At 38.9% G+C, this 19,750-nt stretch carries 21 protein-coding genes; 11 read left to right on the forward strand and 10 right to left on the reverse strand.

All coding sequences use genetic code 11. The features are described from left to right. The first annotated feature begins 140 nt into the window (after positions 1–140). The 6 genes from ACGTNH_RS20275 (at position 141) to ACGTNH_RS20300 (ending at position 5,294) form a co-directional block, all read left to right on the forward strand. Positions 141–302, forward strand: coding sequence for a hypothetical protein (locus ACGTNH_RS20275; protein WP_394588879.1), 162 nt, complete (start codon positions 141–143; stop codon positions 300–302). A gap of 638 nt (positions 303–940) precedes the next feature. Beyond that, positions 941–1,930 (forward strand): tripartite tricarboxylate transporter substrate binding protein, encoded by a 990-nt coding sequence (locus ACGTNH_RS20280; RefSeq protein WP_394588882.1) that lies wholly within the window; start codon positions 941–943, stop codon positions 1,928–1,930. A gap of 46 nt (positions 1,931–1,976) precedes the next feature. Further along, the gene (locus tag ACGTNH_RS20285) at positions 1,977–3,515 is read left to right on the forward strand and encodes a tripartite tricarboxylate transporter permease (RefSeq protein WP_394588883.1); all 1,539 of its coding nucleotides are present in this window, start codon (positions 1,977–1,979) and stop codon (positions 3,513–3,515) included. A gap of 5 nt (positions 3,516–3,520) precedes the next feature. Further along, positions 3,521–3,997, forward strand: coding sequence for a tripartite tricarboxylate transporter TctB family protein (locus ACGTNH_RS20290; protein WP_394588884.1), 477 nt, complete (start codon positions 3,521–3,523; stop codon positions 3,995–3,997). Between the two features lie 48 nt (positions 3,998–4,045). Next, positions 4,046–4,801, forward strand: a complete 756-nt coding sequence (locus ACGTNH_RS20295; RefSeq protein ID WP_394588885.1) for a sulfite exporter TauE/SafE family protein — start codon at positions 4,046–4,048, stop codon at positions 4,799–4,801. 43 nt (positions 4,802–4,844) lie between these two features. Further along, complete coding sequence (locus ACGTNH_RS20300) at positions 4,845–5,294, forward strand: cupredoxin domain-containing protein (protein ID WP_394588886.1); 450 nt, start codon at positions 4,845–4,847, stop codon at positions 5,292–5,294. 84 nt (positions 5,295–5,378) lie between these two features. Here the strand turns inward: ACGTNH_RS20300 and ACGTNH_RS20305 are convergent, their stop codons facing one another. The 5 genes from ACGTNH_RS20305 to ACGTNH_RS20325 are packed head-to-tail and all read right to left on the reverse strand — an operon-like array spanning position 5,379 to position 9,851. Continuing rightward, entirely contained in the window at positions 5,379–5,975 is a 597-nt protein-coding gene (locus ACGTNH_RS20305; RefSeq protein WP_394588887.1) for a fumarate hydratase C-terminal domain-containing protein, read from the reverse strand. A gap of 17 nt (positions 5,976–5,992) precedes the next feature. After that, on the reverse strand, positions 5,993–6,919 hold the full coding sequence (locus tag ACGTNH_RS20310) for a fumarate hydratase (protein ID WP_394588889.1): 927 nt from the start codon (positions 6,917–6,919) through the stop codon (positions 5,993–5,995). A gap of 22 nt (positions 6,920–6,941) precedes the next feature. Beyond that, entirely contained in the window at positions 6,942–8,678 is a 1,737-nt protein-coding gene (locus tag ACGTNH_RS20315) for an FAD-binding protein (protein WP_394588891.1), read from the reverse strand. Positions 8,679–8,717: 39 nt separating this feature from the next. Further along, positions 8,718–9,092, reverse strand: coding sequence for a succinate dehydrogenase/fumarate reductase transmembrane subunit (locus ACGTNH_RS20320; protein ID WP_394588893.1), 375 nt, complete (start codon positions 9,090–9,092; stop codon positions 8,718–8,720). A gap of 33 nt (positions 9,093–9,125) precedes the next feature. Further along, entirely contained in the window at positions 9,126–9,851 is a 726-nt protein-coding gene (locus ACGTNH_RS20325) for a succinate dehydrogenase/fumarate reductase iron-sulfur subunit (RefSeq protein WP_394588896.1), read from the reverse strand. 363 nt (positions 9,852–10,214) lie between these two features. Here ACGTNH_RS20325 and ACGTNH_RS20330 point away from each other — a divergent pair, with 363 nt between their 5' ends. Together ACGTNH_RS20330 and ACGTNH_RS20335 are read left to right on the forward strand one after the other, a co-directional pair. Beyond that, positions 10,215–10,556 carry a UxaA family hydrolase gene (locus ACGTNH_RS20330; protein WP_394588899.1) on the forward strand — a complete coding sequence of 114 codons (342 nt, stop codon included), beginning with the start codon at positions 10,215–10,217 and terminating at the stop codon, positions 10,554–10,556. Between the two features lie 2 nt (positions 10,557–10,558). Then, positions 10,559–11,716, forward strand: coding sequence for a UxaA family hydrolase (locus tag ACGTNH_RS20335; RefSeq protein ID WP_394588901.1), 1,158 nt, complete (start codon positions 10,559–10,561; stop codon positions 11,714–11,716). A gap of 84 nt (positions 11,717–11,800) precedes the next feature. Here ACGTNH_RS20335 and ACGTNH_RS20340 read toward each other — a convergent pair whose 3' ends face one another. From ACGTNH_RS20340 to ACGTNH_RS20350, 3 genes are read right to left on the reverse strand one after another with little or no spacing between them, the layout of a single operon-like run. Continuing rightward, on the reverse strand, positions 11,801–12,868 hold the full coding sequence (locus ACGTNH_RS20340) for an Ldh family oxidoreductase (RefSeq protein WP_394588904.1): 1,068 nt from the start codon (positions 12,866–12,868) through the stop codon (positions 11,801–11,803). Beyond that, positions 12,865–13,584: a FadR/GntR family transcriptional regulator gene (locus tag ACGTNH_RS20345; RefSeq protein ID WP_394588907.1), complete on the reverse strand. Its 720-nt coding sequence runs from the start codon at positions 13,582–13,584 to the stop codon at positions 12,865–12,867. The genes ACGTNH_RS20340 and ACGTNH_RS20345 overlap by 4 nt, the downstream gene beginning before the upstream one ends. Before the next feature lie 21 nt (positions 13,585–13,605). Then, on the reverse strand, positions 13,606–14,556 hold the full coding sequence (locus ACGTNH_RS20350) for a hydroxyacid dehydrogenase (protein ID WP_394588909.1): 951 nt from the start codon (positions 14,554–14,556) through the stop codon (positions 13,606–13,608). Between the two features lie 336 nt (positions 14,557–14,892). Here ACGTNH_RS20350 and ACGTNH_RS20355 point away from each other — a divergent pair, with 336 nt between their 5' ends. Continuing rightward, positions 14,893–15,942 carry a YeiH family protein gene (locus ACGTNH_RS20355; protein ID WP_394588911.1) on the forward strand — a complete coding sequence of 350 codons (1,050 nt, stop codon included), beginning with the start codon at positions 14,893–14,895 and terminating at the stop codon, positions 15,940–15,942. A gap of 73 nt (positions 15,943–16,015) precedes the next feature. Continuing rightward, positions 16,016–16,909, forward strand: coding sequence for a selenium metabolism-associated LysR family transcriptional regulator (locus ACGTNH_RS20360; protein WP_394588912.1), 894 nt, complete (start codon positions 16,016–16,018; stop codon positions 16,907–16,909). A 555-nt stretch (positions 16,910–17,464) separates the two neighbouring features. Here ACGTNH_RS20360 and ACGTNH_RS20365 read toward each other — a convergent pair. Together ACGTNH_RS20365 and ACGTNH_RS20370 are read right to left on the reverse strand one after the other, a co-directional pair. Continuing rightward, positions 17,465–17,755 (reverse strand): hypothetical protein, encoded by a 291-nt coding sequence (locus ACGTNH_RS20365; RefSeq protein ID WP_394588914.1) that lies wholly within the window; start codon positions 17,753–17,755, stop codon positions 17,465–17,467. After that, the gene (locus tag ACGTNH_RS20370; RefSeq protein ID WP_394588916.1) at positions 17,730–18,512 is read right to left on the reverse strand and encodes a ParA family protein; all 783 of its coding nucleotides are present in this window, start codon (positions 18,510–18,512) and stop codon (positions 17,730–17,732) included. Before ACGTNH_RS20370 ends, ACGTNH_RS20365 begins: the two co-directional genes overlap by 26 nt. A gap of 422 nt (positions 18,513–18,934) precedes the next feature. Between ACGTNH_RS20370 and ACGTNH_RS20375 the strand changes: the two genes are divergently transcribed. After that, positions 18,935–19,357, forward strand: a complete 423-nt coding sequence (locus ACGTNH_RS20375) for a VOC family protein (protein WP_394588917.1) — start codon at positions 18,935–18,937, stop codon at positions 19,355–19,357. Positions 19,358–19,750: the final 393 nt, after the last annotated feature.

The following is a 19,750-nucleotide window of genomic DNA, read 5'->3' on the forward strand; positions in this document are numbered from 1 at the left end:
TTATTTTGGTTATTTTCTTTTCCCTTCGAGTCGTAAAACCCCACATTTTCTAACCTTGCAACAGGCAGGAAACCCTTACTATGAGAACACTTCATGTTTTCCCCCCGATCCATGTCTTTTTCTCGCAGGATACCTATTTGATGAAAAACCCTACATTTCATGTAATTCGAGAAAGTGAGGAGTACAAAAACCAAACGCAATTTGCTCAATATTTAAAAGAACATGGTCTTCATTATGATCGATCTAAAATCAATGTTTACTTAAAAAGAGAAATGATTCCAAGTCCTGATTTAGAGATTTAAGATGTAAAATATTGGAAATTATCAATGTGTAAAGGATATTTAAAAAAAGAATTAGAAAGGGTCAAACCATAAAAGAATGGTTATTGTGGCTCTACCCTCAAGCAAATATCAGAGGATGAAGAAACGCTCTGTGATACGAGATGATATATATATACAATTTATTCTGAACTCAAGTCCTGAAAAATTCCAGAAGGAAAAAGGGGGGTACCAAGAACATACGCACCAAAAGAATATAACAAACGTAAACGTTGATGTTTACGTTTGTGTGATAAATGGCGTCTCCTTCATCGTTTTTAATCGTTTTCTCAAGCATTAGTCTGCTTGAATTATGCAGATTCTGATCATTATTCTTTAGAAGTTCTATGATGTTTTTTGTTAATTAAGAAGAAAATTTTCTAATTATATTGAAAATTGCAACAAATAATGGTTTAATTAAAGGAAATTGGTTGGGTCACTGAGACATGGGAGTTAAATTCTTCAAACTAGTTAAAAAACTACATTTTTTGACAGCGCTTACATAATGGAGGTGTCTTAGTTTTTTTCCAATCATATTTCGTTAGGGCGTAAGGATGAATGTTTAGTGTTTGGACAAGGCGAAGAATAAGTTCACTAATTTAAACTTCTAGGAGGAGAAAAAGATGAAAAAGGTTTATCTAATTGCTCTTTCATTATTTATGATGGTGATTGTTACTGCGTGTGGAAACCTGGGAAGTGAAGTCAGTAGCCAAGATATAGAATCGTATCCTGATCAGGATGTGACAAACCTTGTCCCATTCAGTGCAGGAGGGACGACTGATGTCAATCAGAGAATTATCGAGTCCTTTTGGAAAGACCATTTTCCAGAAAATATGGTCATTGAATATCGTGAAGGTGCTGGAGGAGAAGTTGGTTTCGCTGAATTAGCAAAAGCAAAACCTGATGGATATATGATGGGATCCATTAATACTCCTCATATCATTTTACAGCCGTTGGCTCGTGAGACTCAGTTTGAATCTGATAGTTTTGATGTTTTAGCCCGTCTTGTCCACGATCCCCAAGTGTTGGCGGTCAAATCTGATAGTGATATAGAGACCCTGGACCAGTTTATTGAACAAGTAAAAGAAAAACCTAAAAGCTTATCTGTTGGTTTGACAGGTACTTACACAGGAGACCACTTAACAACATTAAAATTAATGGATGAAGCAGGGATTGAGGTTACAATGGTACCCCTTGCAGGTGCGGCTGATCAGGTCAAGCAATTACTTGGAGGGCATATTGATGCCATTATGGGGAACGTGGGAGATGTCACGAAAAATAAAGACCAGTTTAGAGTGCTAGCAATTGGTACGGAGGAGAGGCATGACTGGCTCCCAGAGGTTCCTACGTTTGAAGAACAAGGAGTCGATTTGGTCGCAGCGATTGACCGCGGGTTAGCCCTTCCAAAAGATACGCCGCAGGAGATTCAAGATGAGTTGTTCAAGGCTTTAGAGGAAATTACAAGCTTACCTGAATATCAAAAGCAAATGGAAGAGGCCGGATTGGTTGCCGATTTCTTGCCGGGTGATGAATGGGCGGAACTTATAAGTGAACAAAAGGTTGAAGCAGAAGAAACCCTAGAGAAGTTTGATGCAGATGAAATAGAAGAATAAAACCTACTTTCATAACTATACAAACGTTAAGGATAGGTGGGATAACATGCTTGGCGATCTATTAAATGGGTTAATTAATACACTCGACATAACAATTTTATTAATCATGACATTAGCTACTATGGGAGGAATAGTCGTGGGGACACTCCCTGGTTTATCAGCAACTATGGGGGTAGCCCTGCTGGTCCCATTGACCTTTGGGATGGATGCTGGAACAGGTCTCTTAGCATTAGGTGCCTTATATATAGGGGCTATGTTCGGTGGGGCTAATTCTGCAATTCTTATAAATACCCCAGGGACTCCAGCCGCCGTAGCTACAACCTTTGATGGCTACCCCCTTACAAAAAAAGGGCAGGCAGATAGAGCACTAATCACTGCATTACTAGCCTCGGTTGTTGGTGGTATTGTTGGAACTATCTTTCTTATTTTTTTAGCTACCCCTTTAGCAAATTTTGCATTAGGTTTTGGTCCTCCAGAGAATTTCTGGCTTGCTATATTCGGTTTAACCATTATTGGAGCTCTTGCTGGAAAATCTATTATTAAAGGGTTTATCGGTGGAACGTTTGGTCTGATGCTGGCTTTAATTGGGATGGATCCAGTGTCTGGGTATCCTCGTTTTACGTTTGGATTTTATAATTTAGTTGAAGGAATAAACCTCCTTCCTGCGATGATCGGATTTTTTTCCATTCCCCAAGTCATTAGTATGATGGAACGGAAGGATAAGTATATTGCTAAATATGAAGAACGAAAAGGAATCTACAAAAAAACAATCACTGAAACGCTTAAGAGGCGTGTGGTTTTATTAAGGAGCTCATTGATTGGCACATTTGTCGGGATGTTACCTGGTGCAGGAGGCAATGTGGCCGGATTTGTGGCTTATAATGAAACCAAACGTTTCTCCAAAACACCTCAAGAATTCGGAAAGGGCAATATCGATGGCGTTATCACGAGTGAATCTGCTAATAGTTCCACAGTAAGTTCATCACTCATTCCTCTATTGACCTTAGGGATTCCTGGTAGTCCGGTTGCTGCAGTCCTTTTAGGTGGATTACTCATCCATGGCTTACAGCCTGGAGCTGATCTATTCACAGAATCAAGTGGAGTTGCCTACACGTTTTTAATGGGATTATTGGTAGCCAACATTTTGCTTTTACTAGTGGGGTTGATGGGAACGCGTTATTTTGCCAAAGCTATAGCGATTCCCGTTCATTATTTAGCCCCAATAATAGCCGTATTAGCCGTGATAGGCTCTTATTCAATCCGAAACAGTATGTTGGATGTTTTTGTTATGTTAGGGTGCGGCCTACTAGGGTACTTTGCCCTTAAGGTAGATATTACTCCAGGACCTATTGTGTTGGGGTTAGTGTTAGGGGTTATTGCTGAGAATGGCTTTGTATTATCGGCAGTTATATCTGAAACCGGTCCTAGCTTGTTTGTTTTATTCTTTACTCGTCCCATCTCTTTGATATTAATTATTCTTACGGTACTTTCCATTATCACTCCCCTATGGATGAACTTCCGTAGAAAGAAAAAGGATCAAGAGTCCCAAGATATAGAATCGTTACCCCATAAAAATGCGAGGTGATTAAGGTGAAAAATGAAAGGTTGAAGGATATTTTAGTCGCAGTCATTGTTTTAGCGATAAGTGGTTTGTTCTATATCAATACGAGAACAATAACTCCACCCGCCGACATTTTCCCTAAAGTGGTTATTCTCATTTTTTCTACCTTAGGTACCCTCTTGCTTTTAAAAGCAATCTTTTATAAAAAACATGGCCAAGTAGAAGAGGGTGAAGAGGATGAAGAAGATACAGAAAAGATTAATGTTAAAAGAAGATGGATTAGCATCATTAGCGTGATCGCTTATATGTTCCTTGTGCCGATTCTGGGTTTTTTTATTGCTAGTGGTTTGTTTTTGACCGCGATTAGTATCTACTTAAATGATGAAAAGATTAGTTTTAAATCATTGATTAAACCGGTGGCTATTTCAGTAGTGTGCATGTTGGTACTTTACGGGACATTTGATGTATTTTTGAAAGTCCCGATACCAGGAGGTATCTTTCTTTAAAAAATCTAGGGTAAGTATTTGAGTGGGAGGTGCGGAATGTACATAATTATGTTAGGAATCGGTTTGTTTTGTGGAATGATTACCGGTTTGCTGTCTGTCGGAGGGGGAATCATTCTGGTATTCTCCCTTATGTTGCTCCTCCCTCTGATTTCTGGTACCCACTTTACCATGCAAACCATTGCTGGATTATCTATAATGCAAACTGTTTTTTCTACAGCCTCAGGTGGCTATTTTTATATTCAAAACCAGTTAGTAGATAAAATAGTGGTGTTGAGGCTAGGAATTCCTGCATTTATAGGAGGAATGATTGGGGTCATCATAGCAAGCAACTCCTCTGATTTTATTTTACGTGTTATTTTTGCTGGTTTAGCTATTGCGGCTGCTGTCATTATGCAAATTCCCAATAAACCTCAAGAGAAGCACACTTCCTTTCACTTTTCACCTTTATCCTCTACTTTAACCGTAATAGCAGGTCTTTCTATTGGTACCATAGGTGGATTAGTAGGTGTAGCTGCTGGTTTTATTTTTGTTCCTCTCATGATTTTTGTTTATAAATTACCCATTAAAAAAGCCATTGGTTCAAGTTTGATTACTTGTTTTCTTTTGGCCGTAGGAAGTTTTATTACGAAATTAAGTGTGGAAGCTGTTCCTCTTGGTTATGGAATCATGTTGATCATAGGAGGAGTTTTAGGAGCGCAAATTGGCGGTCGTATAACGTTAAACTTAAGGTCCATTACCCTAAAAAGGTTTGCAGCATATTCAATCTTAATCATAAGTATCAAACTGTTTTATGACCTATTTTGATTATAATATAAATGTCTAGAATCCAAAGAAGAGGTGACGTTTGATGCAGGTGAAAACAGGAAATTATAATAAGACGGATCAAGGAAAAAGGAGGAGAAATAGGGCCTCGCTGAAGGTAATACTTATGACGCTGATGGTCAGTCTCGTATTTGGGCTGACCGCCTGTGGAGGCTCAGAAGAAGACACAGGTTCAGAAGAAATGGAAGAAACCGGCGGAGAAGAGAATACGTCGGGGAATAATCTTGATATCTCTGCGACGAATTTTGAATTTGACCAGTCAGAATATACTGTAGAATCCGGAGAAGAGGTTACGGTGAATTTAACGAACGAACAAGGAGCCCACGGGATAGTAATCGATGAGTTTGATGTTAATATGGAAGGAGAAGGTTCTACTACTTTTACTCCTGAAAAGCCGGGAGAGTATACGATTGAGTGCAGCATACCTTGCGGTGAAGGACATGAAGATATGCAGTCTACGTTGGTTGTTGAATAGGATTTAATAAAACATAACTAGCTAAAAATAACAAAAAAAGGTTTCGATCAAAGAACGATGATCGAAACCTTTTTTTGTTATCTTTTATATCTCACTTAGTATATTATCTAGGTTTTGCCTCGCTATTTTTTTTATATCTTTGTACTTATTATTCCCGTGAGAATCGATAGAGACAATCAGAGGACCGAAATCTTTTACTCTGAATTTCCATATGGCTTCAGGCATAAGGTCTTCCCACCATATATCTTCAATAGCTTCTACTTGTGTTGTTTCTAATGCTGCAGAACCACCAAGAATGGTAAAGTAACACCCCTTATGATCAACGAGAGCCTGGCTTCCTTCATCTAACAGACCTCCTTTTCCTACAATGACACGAACACCATAATCTTTCATCAATCCCCTTGTAAAACGATCCATTCGGTAGCTCGTAGTCGTACCGATGCTCACTTTTTCGTATGTTCCATCTTCTAGTTTTCGCACGCCAGGTGCTGTATGAAGACCAATGGCCCCTTTTAACTGGGGTTTCAAATCTTCTGGTAAATCTACCTTATGATCAAACAGACGAATTAAATTTGCATCCCTTATCCCAAAGATAATCCCTTCCAGAGTAACAGTATCACCCGTATATAACTTGTCTATATCTTCATCGGTTAACGGGGCTTTTAATTGGTAATGAGCCATACATTTCTTCCTTTCCGTTAATAGGTGATTTCTGGTTTTGCTTCGTGACTTTTAAAGGTAGCTCTCATTCTTCGTGCTGGCCAGCACATCATATTTACAGCGACGGGGTTACAGGTCATATGGGTATCAGCAGCCTCGATTTGGACAGCTAAAGCCGTGGTGTTGCCTCCTAATCCATGTGCTCCAATCCCCATTTTATTAATAGCTGTATATAATTCTTCTTCCAATTCTTGAACATCCGGGTCAGGGTTCTGGGAACCCACCTCACGTGCGGCTGCCTTTTTAGCTAGGGCTGCGCATTTGTCTGCGGATCCACCAAGACCAATTCCTACAATGGTAGGAGGGCAAGGGTTGGCACCCGATTCAAACACACATTCAAGTACATATTTTTTAATGCCTTCTATCCCCTCGGCAGGGGTCAACATTTTAAGGTAACTCATATTTTCAGAACCGGATCCTTTGGGAACAATCATTATTTCTATTTCATTTCCTTCCACAAACTCATAATGGATGACGGGAATCTGTTCTCCAGTAGATGTGCCGTGATTTTTTCTCGTTAATGTATTGACGATACTGCTTCGAAGAGGATGTTCTAATGTTGCACGCTCTGTTCCTTTTCGTATCGCTTGCTCTAATCGTAATCCATCAAACCGAACTTGGTTTCCAACTTTCACAAAATAAACGGGTATGCCCGTATCCTGGCAGATCAACAATTTTTCATCATCAGCAGTCGATACGGTTTTAATAAGTGTCGCTAAAATATCTTTTCCACTTTCCAATTGTTCCTTTTCATGAGCTTTTTCTAAAGCTACCCTTACATCAGGCGGTAAATCCTTAAGGGATTCAATATATAGAGTTTTACATGCTTCTTCTACCTTCTGATAAAAATTCTCATCCACTTCCCAAGCATTTTTATAGGAAGCAACATAATCGGCAACAGCCATGTGAGAAACACTCCTTTAAAAATTATTTTGAAATCGCAACAATTTTGTATCCTTGAATTTCCTTCACATTGATATGGGTTTGGTTTGTCTGCTTAACGCTGTATGCGGGCTCACCGTTTTCATTCTTGGTTACATAAATATTACTTAGCCAATCTTCATCGTTACTCTCTGGATAGTCTTCTCTATAGTGTGACCCCCTGCTTTCTGTACGCATCAAAGCACTTGATGTGACCATTTTGGCAACGGTTACAAGATTTCGAACATTTAATAACTCTTGTAAAGTAAGGTTGTACTTTCTGGAACCGTGTACGGCTACACGGCTCACACGGTCTTCTAATAATTCCAATTCCTCCACAGCTTCCATCAAATCTTTACCGTTACGTACAAGTCCTACCTTTTCCCACATTAAGTTTTTCAAATCGTTACGAATATAGAAAGGGTTCTCTCCATCCATTCGATTAAAGGGTTCGATAATATCTTCAATGATGGCATGTACCTGTGTATCAGAAATCTTTGCAACGGTCTCTATAGAACTGACGTATGTTGCGGCAGCATCTCCTGCTCTTGCCCCAAAAACGGTAGAATCACAAACGCCATTTCCACCTAAACGGTTTGCTCCATGCACTCCCCCTGCATCTTCTCCAGCAACAAACAGGCCGGCAATGTTCGACTCACAATCATTGGAGACTTTTACTCCTCCCATTTGAAAGTGAGCAGCAGGTGAAATTTCTACTGGCTCCACACTTAAATCTTTCCCAACGTCTTTGCAGCGTTCCACCATGCCAGGGAACATTTTTCGTACGTTTTCCTTTCCAAGATGCGATACATCTACATGAACCCCTTCAAGAGGAGTACCTCGACCTTCCATGATTTCCATATAGGCTGCTCGGGAAACCCTATCTCTTGTAGAACGTTCCATCCGTTCAGGGTCGTAATTTTTCATAAATCTTTCTCCCAACGAATTGACCAAATAACCACCGGCCCCTCGGAGTCCTTCCTCTAAAACACCACCGTTCAAACGTGAATTCTCTGCTAAGAGTCCTGTCGGATGAAACTGCATCATTTCCATGTCTAAGAATTCCGTACCTGCCCGATAACACATGGCAAGGCCATCGCCTGCCTTTTCAAGACTTGGCGTTGCAATTTTATACATAGTAGCAGCTCCACCGGTACCAACAATGACAGCTTTACAATGAATAATTACAAATTCTCCGGTCTGCATATTTAGCATTAAACAACCTGCAACGCGACGACTCTCTTCATCTATTAATAAATCAATAGCTCTTACCTCATCCCAAGCCTTAACGGTCGGTTTAGCATAGAGCTGGTCCCGCATACGTGAAATAATTTCTATGCCTGTTAAGTCTCCTTTGTGGACCGTTCGATCAAAGGATTGACCTGCAAAGGGCTTTTGATGAACGGTTCCATCTTCATTGCGATCAAAGAAAACCCCCATTTTTGTTTCTAATTCTCGGATTCTCTTAGGAGCATCATTGACAAGCGTCCATGCCATTTCTTGATTATTGATACCGCCTCCACCTTTTATTGTGTCTTTAAAGTGCTTTTCTACTGAATCATCCGGATGGAGAACAACATTATAACCACCTTGAACCATGCGCGTACAACCACTTTTTCCAATCAACCCTTTAGCAGAAACAATTACTTTTAAATTGGGGTTTTGGTCTACTGCATGATGAGCGGCAAACAAACCAGCTCCACCACTACCTAAGATCAGGATATCCGTTTCAACATGTTCCAAGTTATTCACCTTCTTCTATTGGTATTTAGACTACTCGATTTAAGAAACCAGGAAATAAAATGTTAACGCACATAAAACTGAACCAATAATTGTGAAAACCTTAAAGATATTCCGATTATCCTGTACTACTCCTATATCGATTAAGATAACTCGAATCCCGTACAAGGCATGGAAAATAAGCGCAAAAATTAAAAAAGCATCGACAGTGGCATTTAAATGCAAGGAGGAAATTGTACCGGCCCCCGGTAACTTCCCTATCATTGCATAGCCACTATAAATCTTTAACGGTAAGAAAATTAACAAGATCAGGGCCGTAATCCTTTGGACTAACCAAGCAATATAACCGACATGTGGTCGTTGTTTTACTTTTACTTCTTGAAGGCTTTTATTCGTTTGGACACTTGTGGTAGCCATGAATCTCCCTCTCCCTCTCCCTTAGTATTTGAATTAATATTTTAACCCTACAGCTCTCCGCAACTTCTTGGTTTTAATCTTTTGAATGGTTGCCATTGGTTTGATTCCTTTAGGACATACTTCTACACAAGCACCAAAAGAACGACAGCCAAATGCTCCATCGCTTTCTGTAACCATATCCATTCTTTCATCTTTAGCTCCGTCCCGTTCATCTGCAATAAGGTTATACGCTCTGTTCAGTGCTGCAGGCCCGATATATTCATCTTCACCTCTTAGAGAGACAGCATCACATGATTGGAAACATAATCCACAAGTTATGCAATCCTGGTTTTCGTCGATAATCTCCCGCCGTCCTGATGAGGGGGGAATTACACTAAATTCGTCTGTATCTTCTTTTGGTACGAAATAAGGTTTCACCTTTTCCCAGTTTTTAAAGAACTTGTCCATATCGACAGACAAATCTTTAATGACGTCCATATTTCTCATGGGTTGTACTACTATTTTTTCGCCTAAACTTTCTATTTTTGTACGACAGGCTAAACGTCCGCGACCATTGATCACCATGCCACAAGAGCCACACATTCCTAGTCTGCATGCGCAACGGAATGAGAGCGTTGGATCTTGGTCCTCAACGATAAGAAATAGACTGTCCAATACTGTCATATTTTTCTTTGCTTCAATCGGGAAAGTATCATATCTGGGAGATTCGTCTATATCAGGGTCGAAACGCATCACTGTTACTTTTACATCATTCATCATTAACCATTAACCCTCCTTATTTGAACTAAAGGAAACGCAGGTATGCTCATTTTAAACCCATTTCAATACTCGACTTATGTAACGAACTTCCTCCTTTGTAAGGTTTTCATTATGGCATAGTGACCCAACCAATATAACTATCATTAAACCATTTTTTGTACAATAATTCAATAATTTTTTAAATATTAAAATAATTTTAAATGACAAAAAAATAATGAGTACGGCTCAGCTGATGAGAGTGGACCAAATAATTTAAAATTTTCTGAAAATAGGTTGATTTTTAATTATAAAGCGATTACAATTACAGTGAATTGGTTGGGTCACCTAACCATAGCGTTACATAAACAAAAAAGGAGTGAAAAAATGGCTCACAATGAACGTTCTTCAGTTGCTACAGGGGAAAAAACACAAGAAAAGAGCATAGCCGTCCATAAGTTTCTAATTCACCATAAAGGTGATCACGTGGGCGTGGCAACCAGTGACATCCAAGAAGGTGAAAAAGTAATTGGTGTATTTATGGATGATGATTCAAGTATCGAAGTGGTCTCGAAAGGGGACATCCCGTTAGGCCACAAAATTGCCTTGGAAAATCTAGATGCGAGTAAACCTGTTCATAAGTATGGGGTTCAAATTGGGTTAACGACGAGCGAGTGGCAAGTTGGAGATTATGTTCATACCCACAATATTAAAACGGCGAGGTGGTAAAGTTGGATCAACAATTACTGGGTTATCGTAGAGAAAATGGAAAAGTAGGCGTTCGGAATCATGTGGTTATTTTACCTGTCGATGACATTTCGAATGCAGCTTGTGAAGCTGTGGCCAATAACATTAAAGGAACACTAGCTTTACCACATGCTTATGGCCGGCTTCAGTATGGAGAAGATTTAGACCTTCTATTTAGAACACTCATAGGAACTGGGTCGAACCCGAACGTGGCAGCTGTGGTTGTTATTGGTATTGAAGAGAACTGGACTAAGAAAATTGCTGATGGTATTGCTGAAACTGGAAAACCAGTGTCTCATTTCTACATTGAACGTAGCGGTGACTTAGAAACGGTACAAAAAGCTTCTAGGCAAGCAAAAGAGTATGTCCAATGGGCTTCTGAACTTCAGCGTGAACCGGTTGAATTAGGAGATCTCACTATAAGTATTAAATGTGGAGAATCGGATACTACAACGGGGATGGGATCCTGCCCGACTGTTTCACAAGCTGTTGACCGTCTAGTCGATTCAGGTGCTACGGTGTTCTTTGGTGAAACTTCTGAATTAACGGGGGGAGAACACCTTATTGCTGAGCGTATGGCATCACCAGCGTTAAGAGATAAGTTTATGTCTATTTATGATGATTACGTTGGGGAAATTGAATCCAAAGGTGTAGATTTATTAGGATCCCAACCTACACAGGGGAACATTACTGGAGGTCTGTCTACTATAGAAGAAAAAGCCCTCGGTAACATAGCTAAAACGGGAAGCAAAGAGGTAATTGGTGTGTTAGAGCCAGCGGAGGCTCCTACATCTGGTAACGGTCTATACTTTATGGATACATCTTCAGCTGCAGCCGAATGTATCACCTTAATGGCTGCCGCAGGAGCTGTTGTTCACTTCTTCCCAACTGGACAGGGAAATATTATTGGTAACCCTATTGAGCCAGTAGTAAAAGTAACAGCTAACCCTATTACTGCTGGAACAATGAGTGAACACATTGACGTTGATGTACAAGGATTGCTATCTCGTGAAATGTCTTTAACGGCTGCTGGGGATTCACTTATGGATATTCTCTATCGCACTGTGAATGGACGTTTAACTTGCGCAGAAGCTCTTGGTCATCGTGAATTTGTTATGACAAAACTTTATCGAAGCGCTTAATTTCTATCCATATTATAGCTGGGAAAAGTATTCTATTTAAAAAGATCAGGTCATCGGTTAAGATGACCTGATCTTTTTTATTGATTACGCGTTGTGGGAAGACATTGCTTGAGGGAAAGGAACATTTACTATGTTACCTAGATTTATCAACTCATCTTGAACGTTCTTTGATAAGAGAATCCCTTCTTTTGACCTTAGCTGGAATTCTTTTTCTCGCCTTTCTCCTGGGTATCGTATCTCTTCATAACCCGGGGCTTTTGGTGTTTCTTTCATTTGATTGATTAGTTGATCCATGGAGAACTGAAAGGTTTCATAAGGCATGAATTTTTCTATATCCATAAGGATGAAAAAGTGACCAACATTTGCAGGTTCCTTTGATGTTTCTTGATAGATACTGTTAACATTTGGACTAAAAGCTCCCCCAGAAAGAATACCTGATAAAATCTCTACAGCTAATGCAAGGGCATAGCCTTTAGCACCTCCTAATGGCATCACTGATCCTTTTAGAGCTTCTGCAGGGTTATTCGTTTGTTGTCCATTTTCGTCTAAAGCCCATCCGTCTGGAATAGATTCTCCTTGTTTATCAGCTAATATTATTTTCCCTCTAGCCACTTTACTCGTAGATAAGTCTATAATGACGGGAGGATTGTTTCCATTCGGAAAACCAAAAGCTATTGGATTGGTGCCAAAAAAGGCTTCTCTACCTCCCCAAGGTGCAATACCTGGAGGTGAATTTGTGAAAGCAATGATTGCAAGGTTGTTTTCACAGGCTTTTTGACAATAATAAGAGGCTGTTCCGAAGTGGTTGCTATTTTTAATACCAATACCAACCATTCCACTTTCTTTAACCATCTCTATACCTCTTTCAATAGCCTTTGAGCTAACCACATGTCCTAACCCATTATCACCATCTACTGTAAGCACAGAAGTTCCCTTTTTTTCGAATTGAACATGAGGAGCTGGGTTGATTCTTTTGTCTTTCAGTCGATTTGAGTAGACACCCAGTCGGCTGATACCGTGGCTATCCACTCCTTCCAGATTGGCCTTTAAGAGAGCGTCTGCCACTGTATTGGCATCTTTTTGTCTAACTCCTAATGTAGTGAGGACTTGGACAGAGAATGACTTCAGCACATCAACGTTGAATGTGTTCATTCTACTTTATCCTTTACATCCAGATTTTCCATAATAGATTTTTCTACACTATCTAAATGTTTAGCCATAAAGTCTTGTGCCATTGAAATATCTTTAACTTTCAGTGCTTCTACAATAGCCGCATGCTCATCGATTGATTTAATGGGCCTTCCTGGTATCTGAATAACCTGCATCCGTGATTCTTCTAATAGATCGATTAAGTTATGCATGATACGAATTAATACAGAATTCTGAGAAATATCTGCTAGGGCTAGGTGAAATTGATGGTCTAAGCGCGCAAGCTTTACATAATCATCGCCCTTGCTAGCTACTGTTTTAGCTTCCTTCACTATTTCTCCCAATTTATTAATATGATCGTCAGATGCATTTTCAATGGCCCATGCCACAGCATTTATTTCGAGCACTTTCCGTATCGAGAAGAGATCCTTGATACGGTCACTACTAATAAAAAAGAATGATGTCATTTTTCGTATTTGCTGCTCTTCCGTAGCGACGTAAATGCCGGTGCCGTGTTTGATTCTGACATAGCCATAGGCTTCCAATATTTTATATGCTTCCCGTACCGTATTACGACTTAACTTCAAGTTGAGAGCCATTTCCCTTTCTCCAGGAAGCTTCTGATTGACTTCATATTTTTTGTCTAGAATCATTTGTTTGATATGCTCTGCAGCTCTTTCCGAAATTCCTTTTCTTTCAAACTCAAAATCAGTAAACACTTTTAATCCCTCCTTTAATTTTTAAACGACACAAAGGGAAGCCTCCCCTTCCAAGAGTTTTGCCACTTCATGGGTGACAAGCATAGAGATACGGGATTGAGACTCCTCCGTAAGACCGGCAATATGTGGGGTAAATGTGAGATTTTCAAAAGCTAACAGTTTATCCGTTACATCGATTGGTTCTTTTTCTAGAACATCCAGATAAGCTCCGGCAATCTCCTGGTTTTTTAATGCGTGATAAAGGGCATCTTCATCAATAATGCCCCCCCTAGAAGAGTTAATAATATATGCATTCGGTTTCATTGATATAAATTGTTCATACGATATTAAATGTTTCGTAGAGGAAGTGAGTGGGACATGAATGGATATGAAGTCAGCACTAGCCAATACCTCCTTTAGGCTTTTTTTTCTGTGTACGCCTGTTTCGGCTATAACATGATCGTAATCCGTCATAAAAGGGTCATATCCTATAACTTCCATCCCAAATGCTTTAGCCCTCCTGGCCACACGATGAGCAATTTCTCCCAATCCAATTAAGCCAATTGTTGTCCTGTATATTTCATTACCTGTGTGGGCTACTCTATCCCAATTTCCATTTTTCACATCATCATTAGCTGCGTGAATGGGCCGATTAGCATTTAAAATTACTGCCATAACGTACTCGGCCACCGAGGTTGCGTTTGCGTGACGAGGGACTACCACTTTAATTCCCTTTTCTTTAGCCTTTTCAACATCAATATTGTCTAATCCTACTCCTAATCGTCCAATGACTTTTAAGTGACTTCCATTATTTAATAATTCTTGATCTACTCTTGTTTGATTCCGAACAATCAAAGCGTCTGCATACTTAATTTTCTCCTGCAACGATTGCTTGTCATTCCATAGGTTAGGCTCATATTGAACTTCTATGTTTTTTTCTCTTAATTGTTCAATACCCTCTTCTTTAATAATTTCTGTGATTAACACTCTCACTTTAACCCTTCCTCCTTTAAATTTAGTGGTAAAGAAGTAAATCTTCATTCAAAAGGGGTTACTTTTAGATTAACTAAATATTGTAGGTATAAAACCTACAAGGGTCTAAATATATTCTCGAAACTAAATCAAAAAGGTTTGGTGACCCAACCAATATACCATTAAAATATATTTTTTTCAAATTATTTTAACAATTCAAAGAGTATTAAACCTTTTATACTCTGTTTAAGGAGATTTTTATGATTTTCTAATATAACAGTCATTAGGGATCCATATAAAAGAAAGGCTCTTTTCTATGCTATGTTTTAAAAAAAGCAAGAGAGGAGCTTATTGATTATGGCACAGTTTGCCCACCAATTAGAGGAAGCTGATAACCCAAAGAAAAAACAAAAAATAAAATCTTCGGTCTTATCATGGATAGGTGGTATTGCATTCACCTTTTTTATTGCGTTACTAGGGGTTGGTTTATCGCAACTTTGGGGATTTGATCGTGTCGGGCCATTGGCGAGTGCAATTATTATCTCGGTTGTATGCCGTCAGATTTGGGAGTATCCAGAGAAGATCCGTCCAGGGATTGAGTTTTCCGCAAAAAAATTACTTCGCGTAGCTATTGTGTTATATGGTCTGAAATTAAATATTGGAGTGATTTTTAACCAAGGAATGCCTCTGCTCGTCCGGGATATAGCAACTATCACCTTTGTGATGGTGGTTATGATGGTGATAGCGAAGTGGTTGAAGGCAGATTTTGTACTCTCGCTGCTATTGGCTGTCGGTACAGCAGTATGTGGGGCTGCTGCAATTGCGGCTGTATCTCCAATTGTAAAATCCAAGGAAGAGGATACAGCTATTAGTGTAGGAATCATTGCATTGGGTGGTACGGTTTTTGCCCTTCTATACACAGTCATCCGTCCAATTTTACCAATATCGGATACGGCTTACGGGATTTGGTCTGGGATTAGTTTACATGAAATTGCACACGTGGCTTTAGCTGCTGCGCCTGGTGGGGAGGATGCATTAGCAATTGCCTTATTAGCAAAACTGGGTAGGGTTTTGTTATTGATTCCGTTGTGTTTTATCCTAGTGTATTGGATGAATAAGCGAAATGTTGGTAAAACGGGAACCACAAAGGTTGGATTTCCTTGGTTCTTGCTTGGATTCATTTTCATGAGTCTTTTTGGAAGTTACGTGCTTGGGGAATATCTTCATGTCTCCACTTCGGTGATGGATGGCATTGCAAGTTTATCCACGTTTATCCTAACCATGGCCATGGTAGGACTTGGTCTTAATGTTAGTTTTCAGGCGATACGAACGAAAGCTGCACGTCCATTAATAGCGATGCTCATTGTTTCTGTGTTATTAACGGGTGTTACTTATTTCACCTTATAGTAAGTATGAAAGGTTTTTACTTGCATCTTAGCGAATGTTATAAGTAGAGACATAATCAAGGGAGGAACCCTTAGTGAATTTAGAGCATTTAAAAACCTTTCACACAGCGGCACTTAAAAAGAATTTTTCCGAGACAGCTAAAACTTTACACGTATCTCAACCAAGCGTCAGTTTGCAAATTCGCCAACTGGAAGAATACCTAGGGGAACCGTTATTTAAGAGAACAACACAAAAAGTTTACTTAACACCTGCTGGGGAATTACTTCTTAAATCTGCTGAAAAAATCTTAAAGCAAATAAATGATACCCAAAAAAACCTCCAAAAGCTCTCCCAATCTACACAGGGTAATTTGATTATAGGGGCGAGTTTAACCATAGGGGAACATATATTGCCTTATATTTTTGCAAGTTTTCAAAAACAGCATCCAAACATAAACCTGATATTAAAAATTTACAACTCCCAACAAATTATTGAAAAGTTAACCAATGAAGAAATTCACCTTGGTTTTATCGAATCGATGATTTCGTATCCAGAATTTGTACAGGAAGCATTTCTAGAAGATGAATTGGTGATTATTAGCTCAGTAGAAAATGCTAATATTTTTGGGGAAAAAGAGTGCATTTCTGCCGAACAGCTTTTATCTTTGCCGTTTATCCTAAGGGAGAAAGGGTCAGGAACAAGGCAAGTGATAGAAGAAAAGCTACGACAAAACCATCTAAATCCAACAAAATTGAATGTCATTATGGAACTGGAGAATACAGAATCTATTAAATCGGCTGTAGAAGCTGGCATGGGCATTTCCATCATTTCGAAAGCTGCCATCCAAAAAGAAATCCGTCTAAATACACTTAAGACCTTAAAGATTAGTGACATTAACTTAAAAAGGTCTCTATTTACAATATACAAGGATTATAACCTCTCTCTTCCAGGCGAAGTCTTTAAATCCTATGTTTTAGAATTTTACTAAGGCTCTCCAAGCTCCAACTTGATTGGTAAGCAAGAGACAAGAGTGTATTTTAATTTTCAAAAAGTTCACATTCAAAGGTGGAGGTTTTTTAGTGTTTAATTTACTATTGCTGTTGTGCAACGTGTCAATGAAGTCTGCAATTTATAAGAAAAACTTGAATTGCTGCAATACCTCTACACCTTAAGATTCACCCCATTCTCTTAATCAGAGGTTTATTCTATTCAATAATCACAAACGTAAACGTTGATGTTTACGTTTGTGATTATTTGCTTCTTTGGTGAAAATATAGCTGGAAACTCTATACTGGACTAAAATACCAATCTAAGTGGGATTTCACTCTTTTTTCTACTGATAACGCCTCTCGAAGAAAGATCAAAAACACCAACGTACATAAACGTTGGTGTTTTTGTAGTCAGTTATTTACCATATGAGTTTTATTGGACTTAAACACATAAAGTTTTAATTTTGGTAATTAACACCATATAACAAAAACGTATACGTTTTTGTTAGCTAAGGAGACCTGTATGTTTAAACGATGATGATAAAGTGGCTCTTCTATGATAAAAATTGCCGCAGGGCCTCATTTACGATCCGGGTCTTTTCCCCTTTTTCTTTTCCTGCTTGGCTATCTAGCTGCTTGATAATGTCATTTTCAATATAAAAGGTAGCTCGTTTATATTTATCTTCAAATTTCTTCTTTTTCTGGGGTGCAACTTTTTTCTTCTCTTGTTTAGGTTCTTCGTTTTGAAAAAGGGAGTCATGCGCTTTATTTAGTTGTTTCTCATTTTTTTCTGCACTCGAATTTCTTCTATTTAATAAGTTACTGTACTTGTCTTTCTTTGACACGAGAGATCAACTCCTTAATAAAACTTTCATACGGGGCTAGCGCGACACGGTCAGCTTTCAATCGATTTTGGATGCCCTCAATAGAGAATTCCTTGATTCGACTTCTGCGGCGAATGACCGATTCAAATACAAGGTCTTCAAAGTCGTCTTTGGCCTGATCCAATATAGAAGAATCAATAGTGGCTCGAGCATCTAGCATTGTGGTAAGAATACCAGCTAACACCAAATCAGGATTGGTATTTTCTTGGGCACCTCCTAAGAACTCCAAATATCGATCCAACGCATCATAACAAAAAGGTTCGGATTGCAGCATAACGACTGCATAATCCGATGCTGTTAATCCATTAATGGTATGATCTCCCAGGTTTGGCGGAAGGTCGATCAAAATAAAGTCATATTCTGCTTTTACAACATCTAAAGTTTCCCGAAGTAATGTGGTTGGATGACCTTTGTATTCTCTATAGAGATACCGTGGTAAGATCGAAAGGAAATCTTCCGCGGGTAACAGATCTAAGTTGTCACGCACTTGGTGTATGTACGGAATTGGATCCTTCTCTTTTAAGGCTTGCAATACGGTGTGTTCTGTAAAGTCATAAATATTTCTTTGGGTGAGCATCCCTGTTAGATTTCCCTGGCTATCAAAGTCAACGGCTAGTACGCGATATCCCATATCTGCTAATAGAAAACTAGAGATAGCGGTTGTAGTGGTTTTCCCTACCCCACCTTTTTGAATACCAAAACTTATAGTCGTCCCCATAATCGCCCTCCTTCATTTTTTTCTTAATAGCAGTATAACACAAACGTTTACGTAAATGTTTGTAATTTTAATTTCTTTCCTCTCATTTGTTGTTCTGATTAAGTGGGTTATTCTAACACAAACGTAAACGTTGATGTTTACGTTTGTTGTCTGTTTTCTCTGACAGCTTGCACAGAACATCGGTCACTGGGATTTCTGTGCTTATCTTTTTGATAAAATAGTTTTAGGCAGAAAAAGCAACTAGGGGTAGAGTTCGGAATACTCTACCCCTTATGCCATTAAAGCCCCCTTTACATGAAGACTCGATATCAAGGTAAATTAACATAAATAGGAAACGAACTAAATTAGCAATCGAAAATTAATCAAACCATTATTTATATGCTACCATGGAAATAAATAGTAAATAAAGGAGGTGACTTTTTATGACCTTACGAGCATTCCCCCATTTAATGTTCGACGGAAATGCAAAGGAAGCGATCCAATATTACAAAAGCATATTGGATGCTAAAGTCCTCTCGGTCCAAACGTACGGAGAGGTTCCATCATTTCCTGAAATGTCTTTTCCTGAACAAATCTTGGACTATGTGGCACATGCAAGATTACAAGTTGGTGAATCGGAAATTATCCTTTTCGATTCGCCTGGGTTCCCCCGTCAAATAGGAAATCAGGCAGCTATTTATGTTACAACGAACGAAGTAGAGACAACAGAACAAATTTTTGAGGCCTTAAAACAGGATGGGAAGGTAATCGGTCCATTGGAGGAAACCTCCTTCACCCCTGCTCAAGGGTATGTAATGGATAAATTTGGGGTAACCTTCACTATTATTACTGAAACTCAAAACTAACTTAGCGTTAAGTTCAGAACTCTTGTTATTTAAACCTGTGTTAACAGCCATTGCCTTTTCAATTCCTGAATAAGTAAAGGGCGATTACTCTTATTGAATAATCGCACCCTTTAATCGAATAAAGAGTATACTCTAGTTACTCCTTGGCAATTTTGATTTTCGTAATTTACTTTTGTGAGTAAAGAAGATCACAAAATGAAGAATGAGATAGGTTTTATAAATAACAAACGTTTTTCTCATCCTTCTTTTTCATTTTTCCATAAGGTTCCATAGAGAGTCCACTTGTCTATCTTCGCTTTTTCTACTGTAAACAATTTAGCTTGATATTCTTCAAGTAACACAGTCCATTTATCAACCCCAACAATTCCGTCTTGGGCCAACTTCTTTTCAGCT

Source organism: Halobacillus sp. B23F22_1 (assembly GCF_043497005.1).
GTDB lineage: Bacteria > Bacillota > Bacilli > Bacillales > Halobacillaceae > Halobacillus_A.

Coding starts and splice junctions, on each gene's coding strand:
- ACGTNH_RS20370 (WP_394588916.1), bottom strand. CDS start 18,512: ATGGGGACGACTATAAGTTTTGGTATTCAAAAAGGTGGGGTAGGGAAA.
- ACGTNH_RS20330 (WP_394588899.1), top strand. CDS start 10,215: ATGGCTCACAATGAACGTTCTTCAGTTGCTACAGGGGAAAAAACACAA.
- ACGTNH_RS20275 (WP_394588879.1), top strand. CDS start 141: ATGAAAAACCCTACATTTCATGTAATTCGAGAAAGTGAGGAGTACAAA.
- ACGTNH_RS20295 (WP_394588885.1), top strand. CDS start 4,046: ATGTTAGGAATCGGTTTGTTTTGTGGAATGATTACCGGTTTGCTGTCT.
- ACGTNH_RS20310 (WP_394588889.1), bottom strand. CDS start 6,919: ATGGCTGTTGCCGATTATGTTGCTTCCTATAAAAATGCTTGGGAAGTG.
- ACGTNH_RS20285 (WP_394588883.1), top strand. CDS start 1,977: ATGCTTGGCGATCTATTAAATGGGTTAATTAATACACTCGACATAACA.
- ACGTNH_RS20305 (WP_394588887.1), bottom strand. CDS start 5,975: ATGGCTCATTACCAATTAAAAGCCCCGTTAACCGATGAAGATATAGAC.
- ACGTNH_RS20340 (WP_394588904.1), bottom strand. CDS start 12,868: ATGAACACATTCAACGTTGATGTGCTGAAGTCATTCTCTGTCCAAGTC.
- ACGTNH_RS20375 (WP_394588917.1), top strand. CDS start 18,935: ATGACCTTACGAGCATTCCCCCATTTAATGTTCGACGGAAATGCAAAG.
- ACGTNH_RS20300 (WP_394588886.1), top strand. CDS start 4,845: ATGCAGGTGAAAACAGGAAATTATAATAAGACGGATCAAGGAAAAAGG.
- ACGTNH_RS20320 (WP_394588893.1), bottom strand. CDS start 9,092: ATGGCTACCACAAGTGTCCAAACGAATAAAAGCCTTCAAGAAGTAAAA.
- ACGTNH_RS20280 (WP_394588882.1), top strand. CDS start 941: ATGAAAAAGGTTTATCTAATTGCTCTTTCATTATTTATGATGGTGATT.
- ACGTNH_RS20355 (WP_394588911.1), top strand. CDS start 14,893: ATGGCACAGTTTGCCCACCAATTAGAGGAAGCTGATAACCCAAAGAAA.
- ACGTNH_RS20325 (WP_394588896.1), bottom strand. CDS start 9,851: ATGATGAATGATGTAAAAGTAACAGTGATGCGTTTCGACCCTGATATA.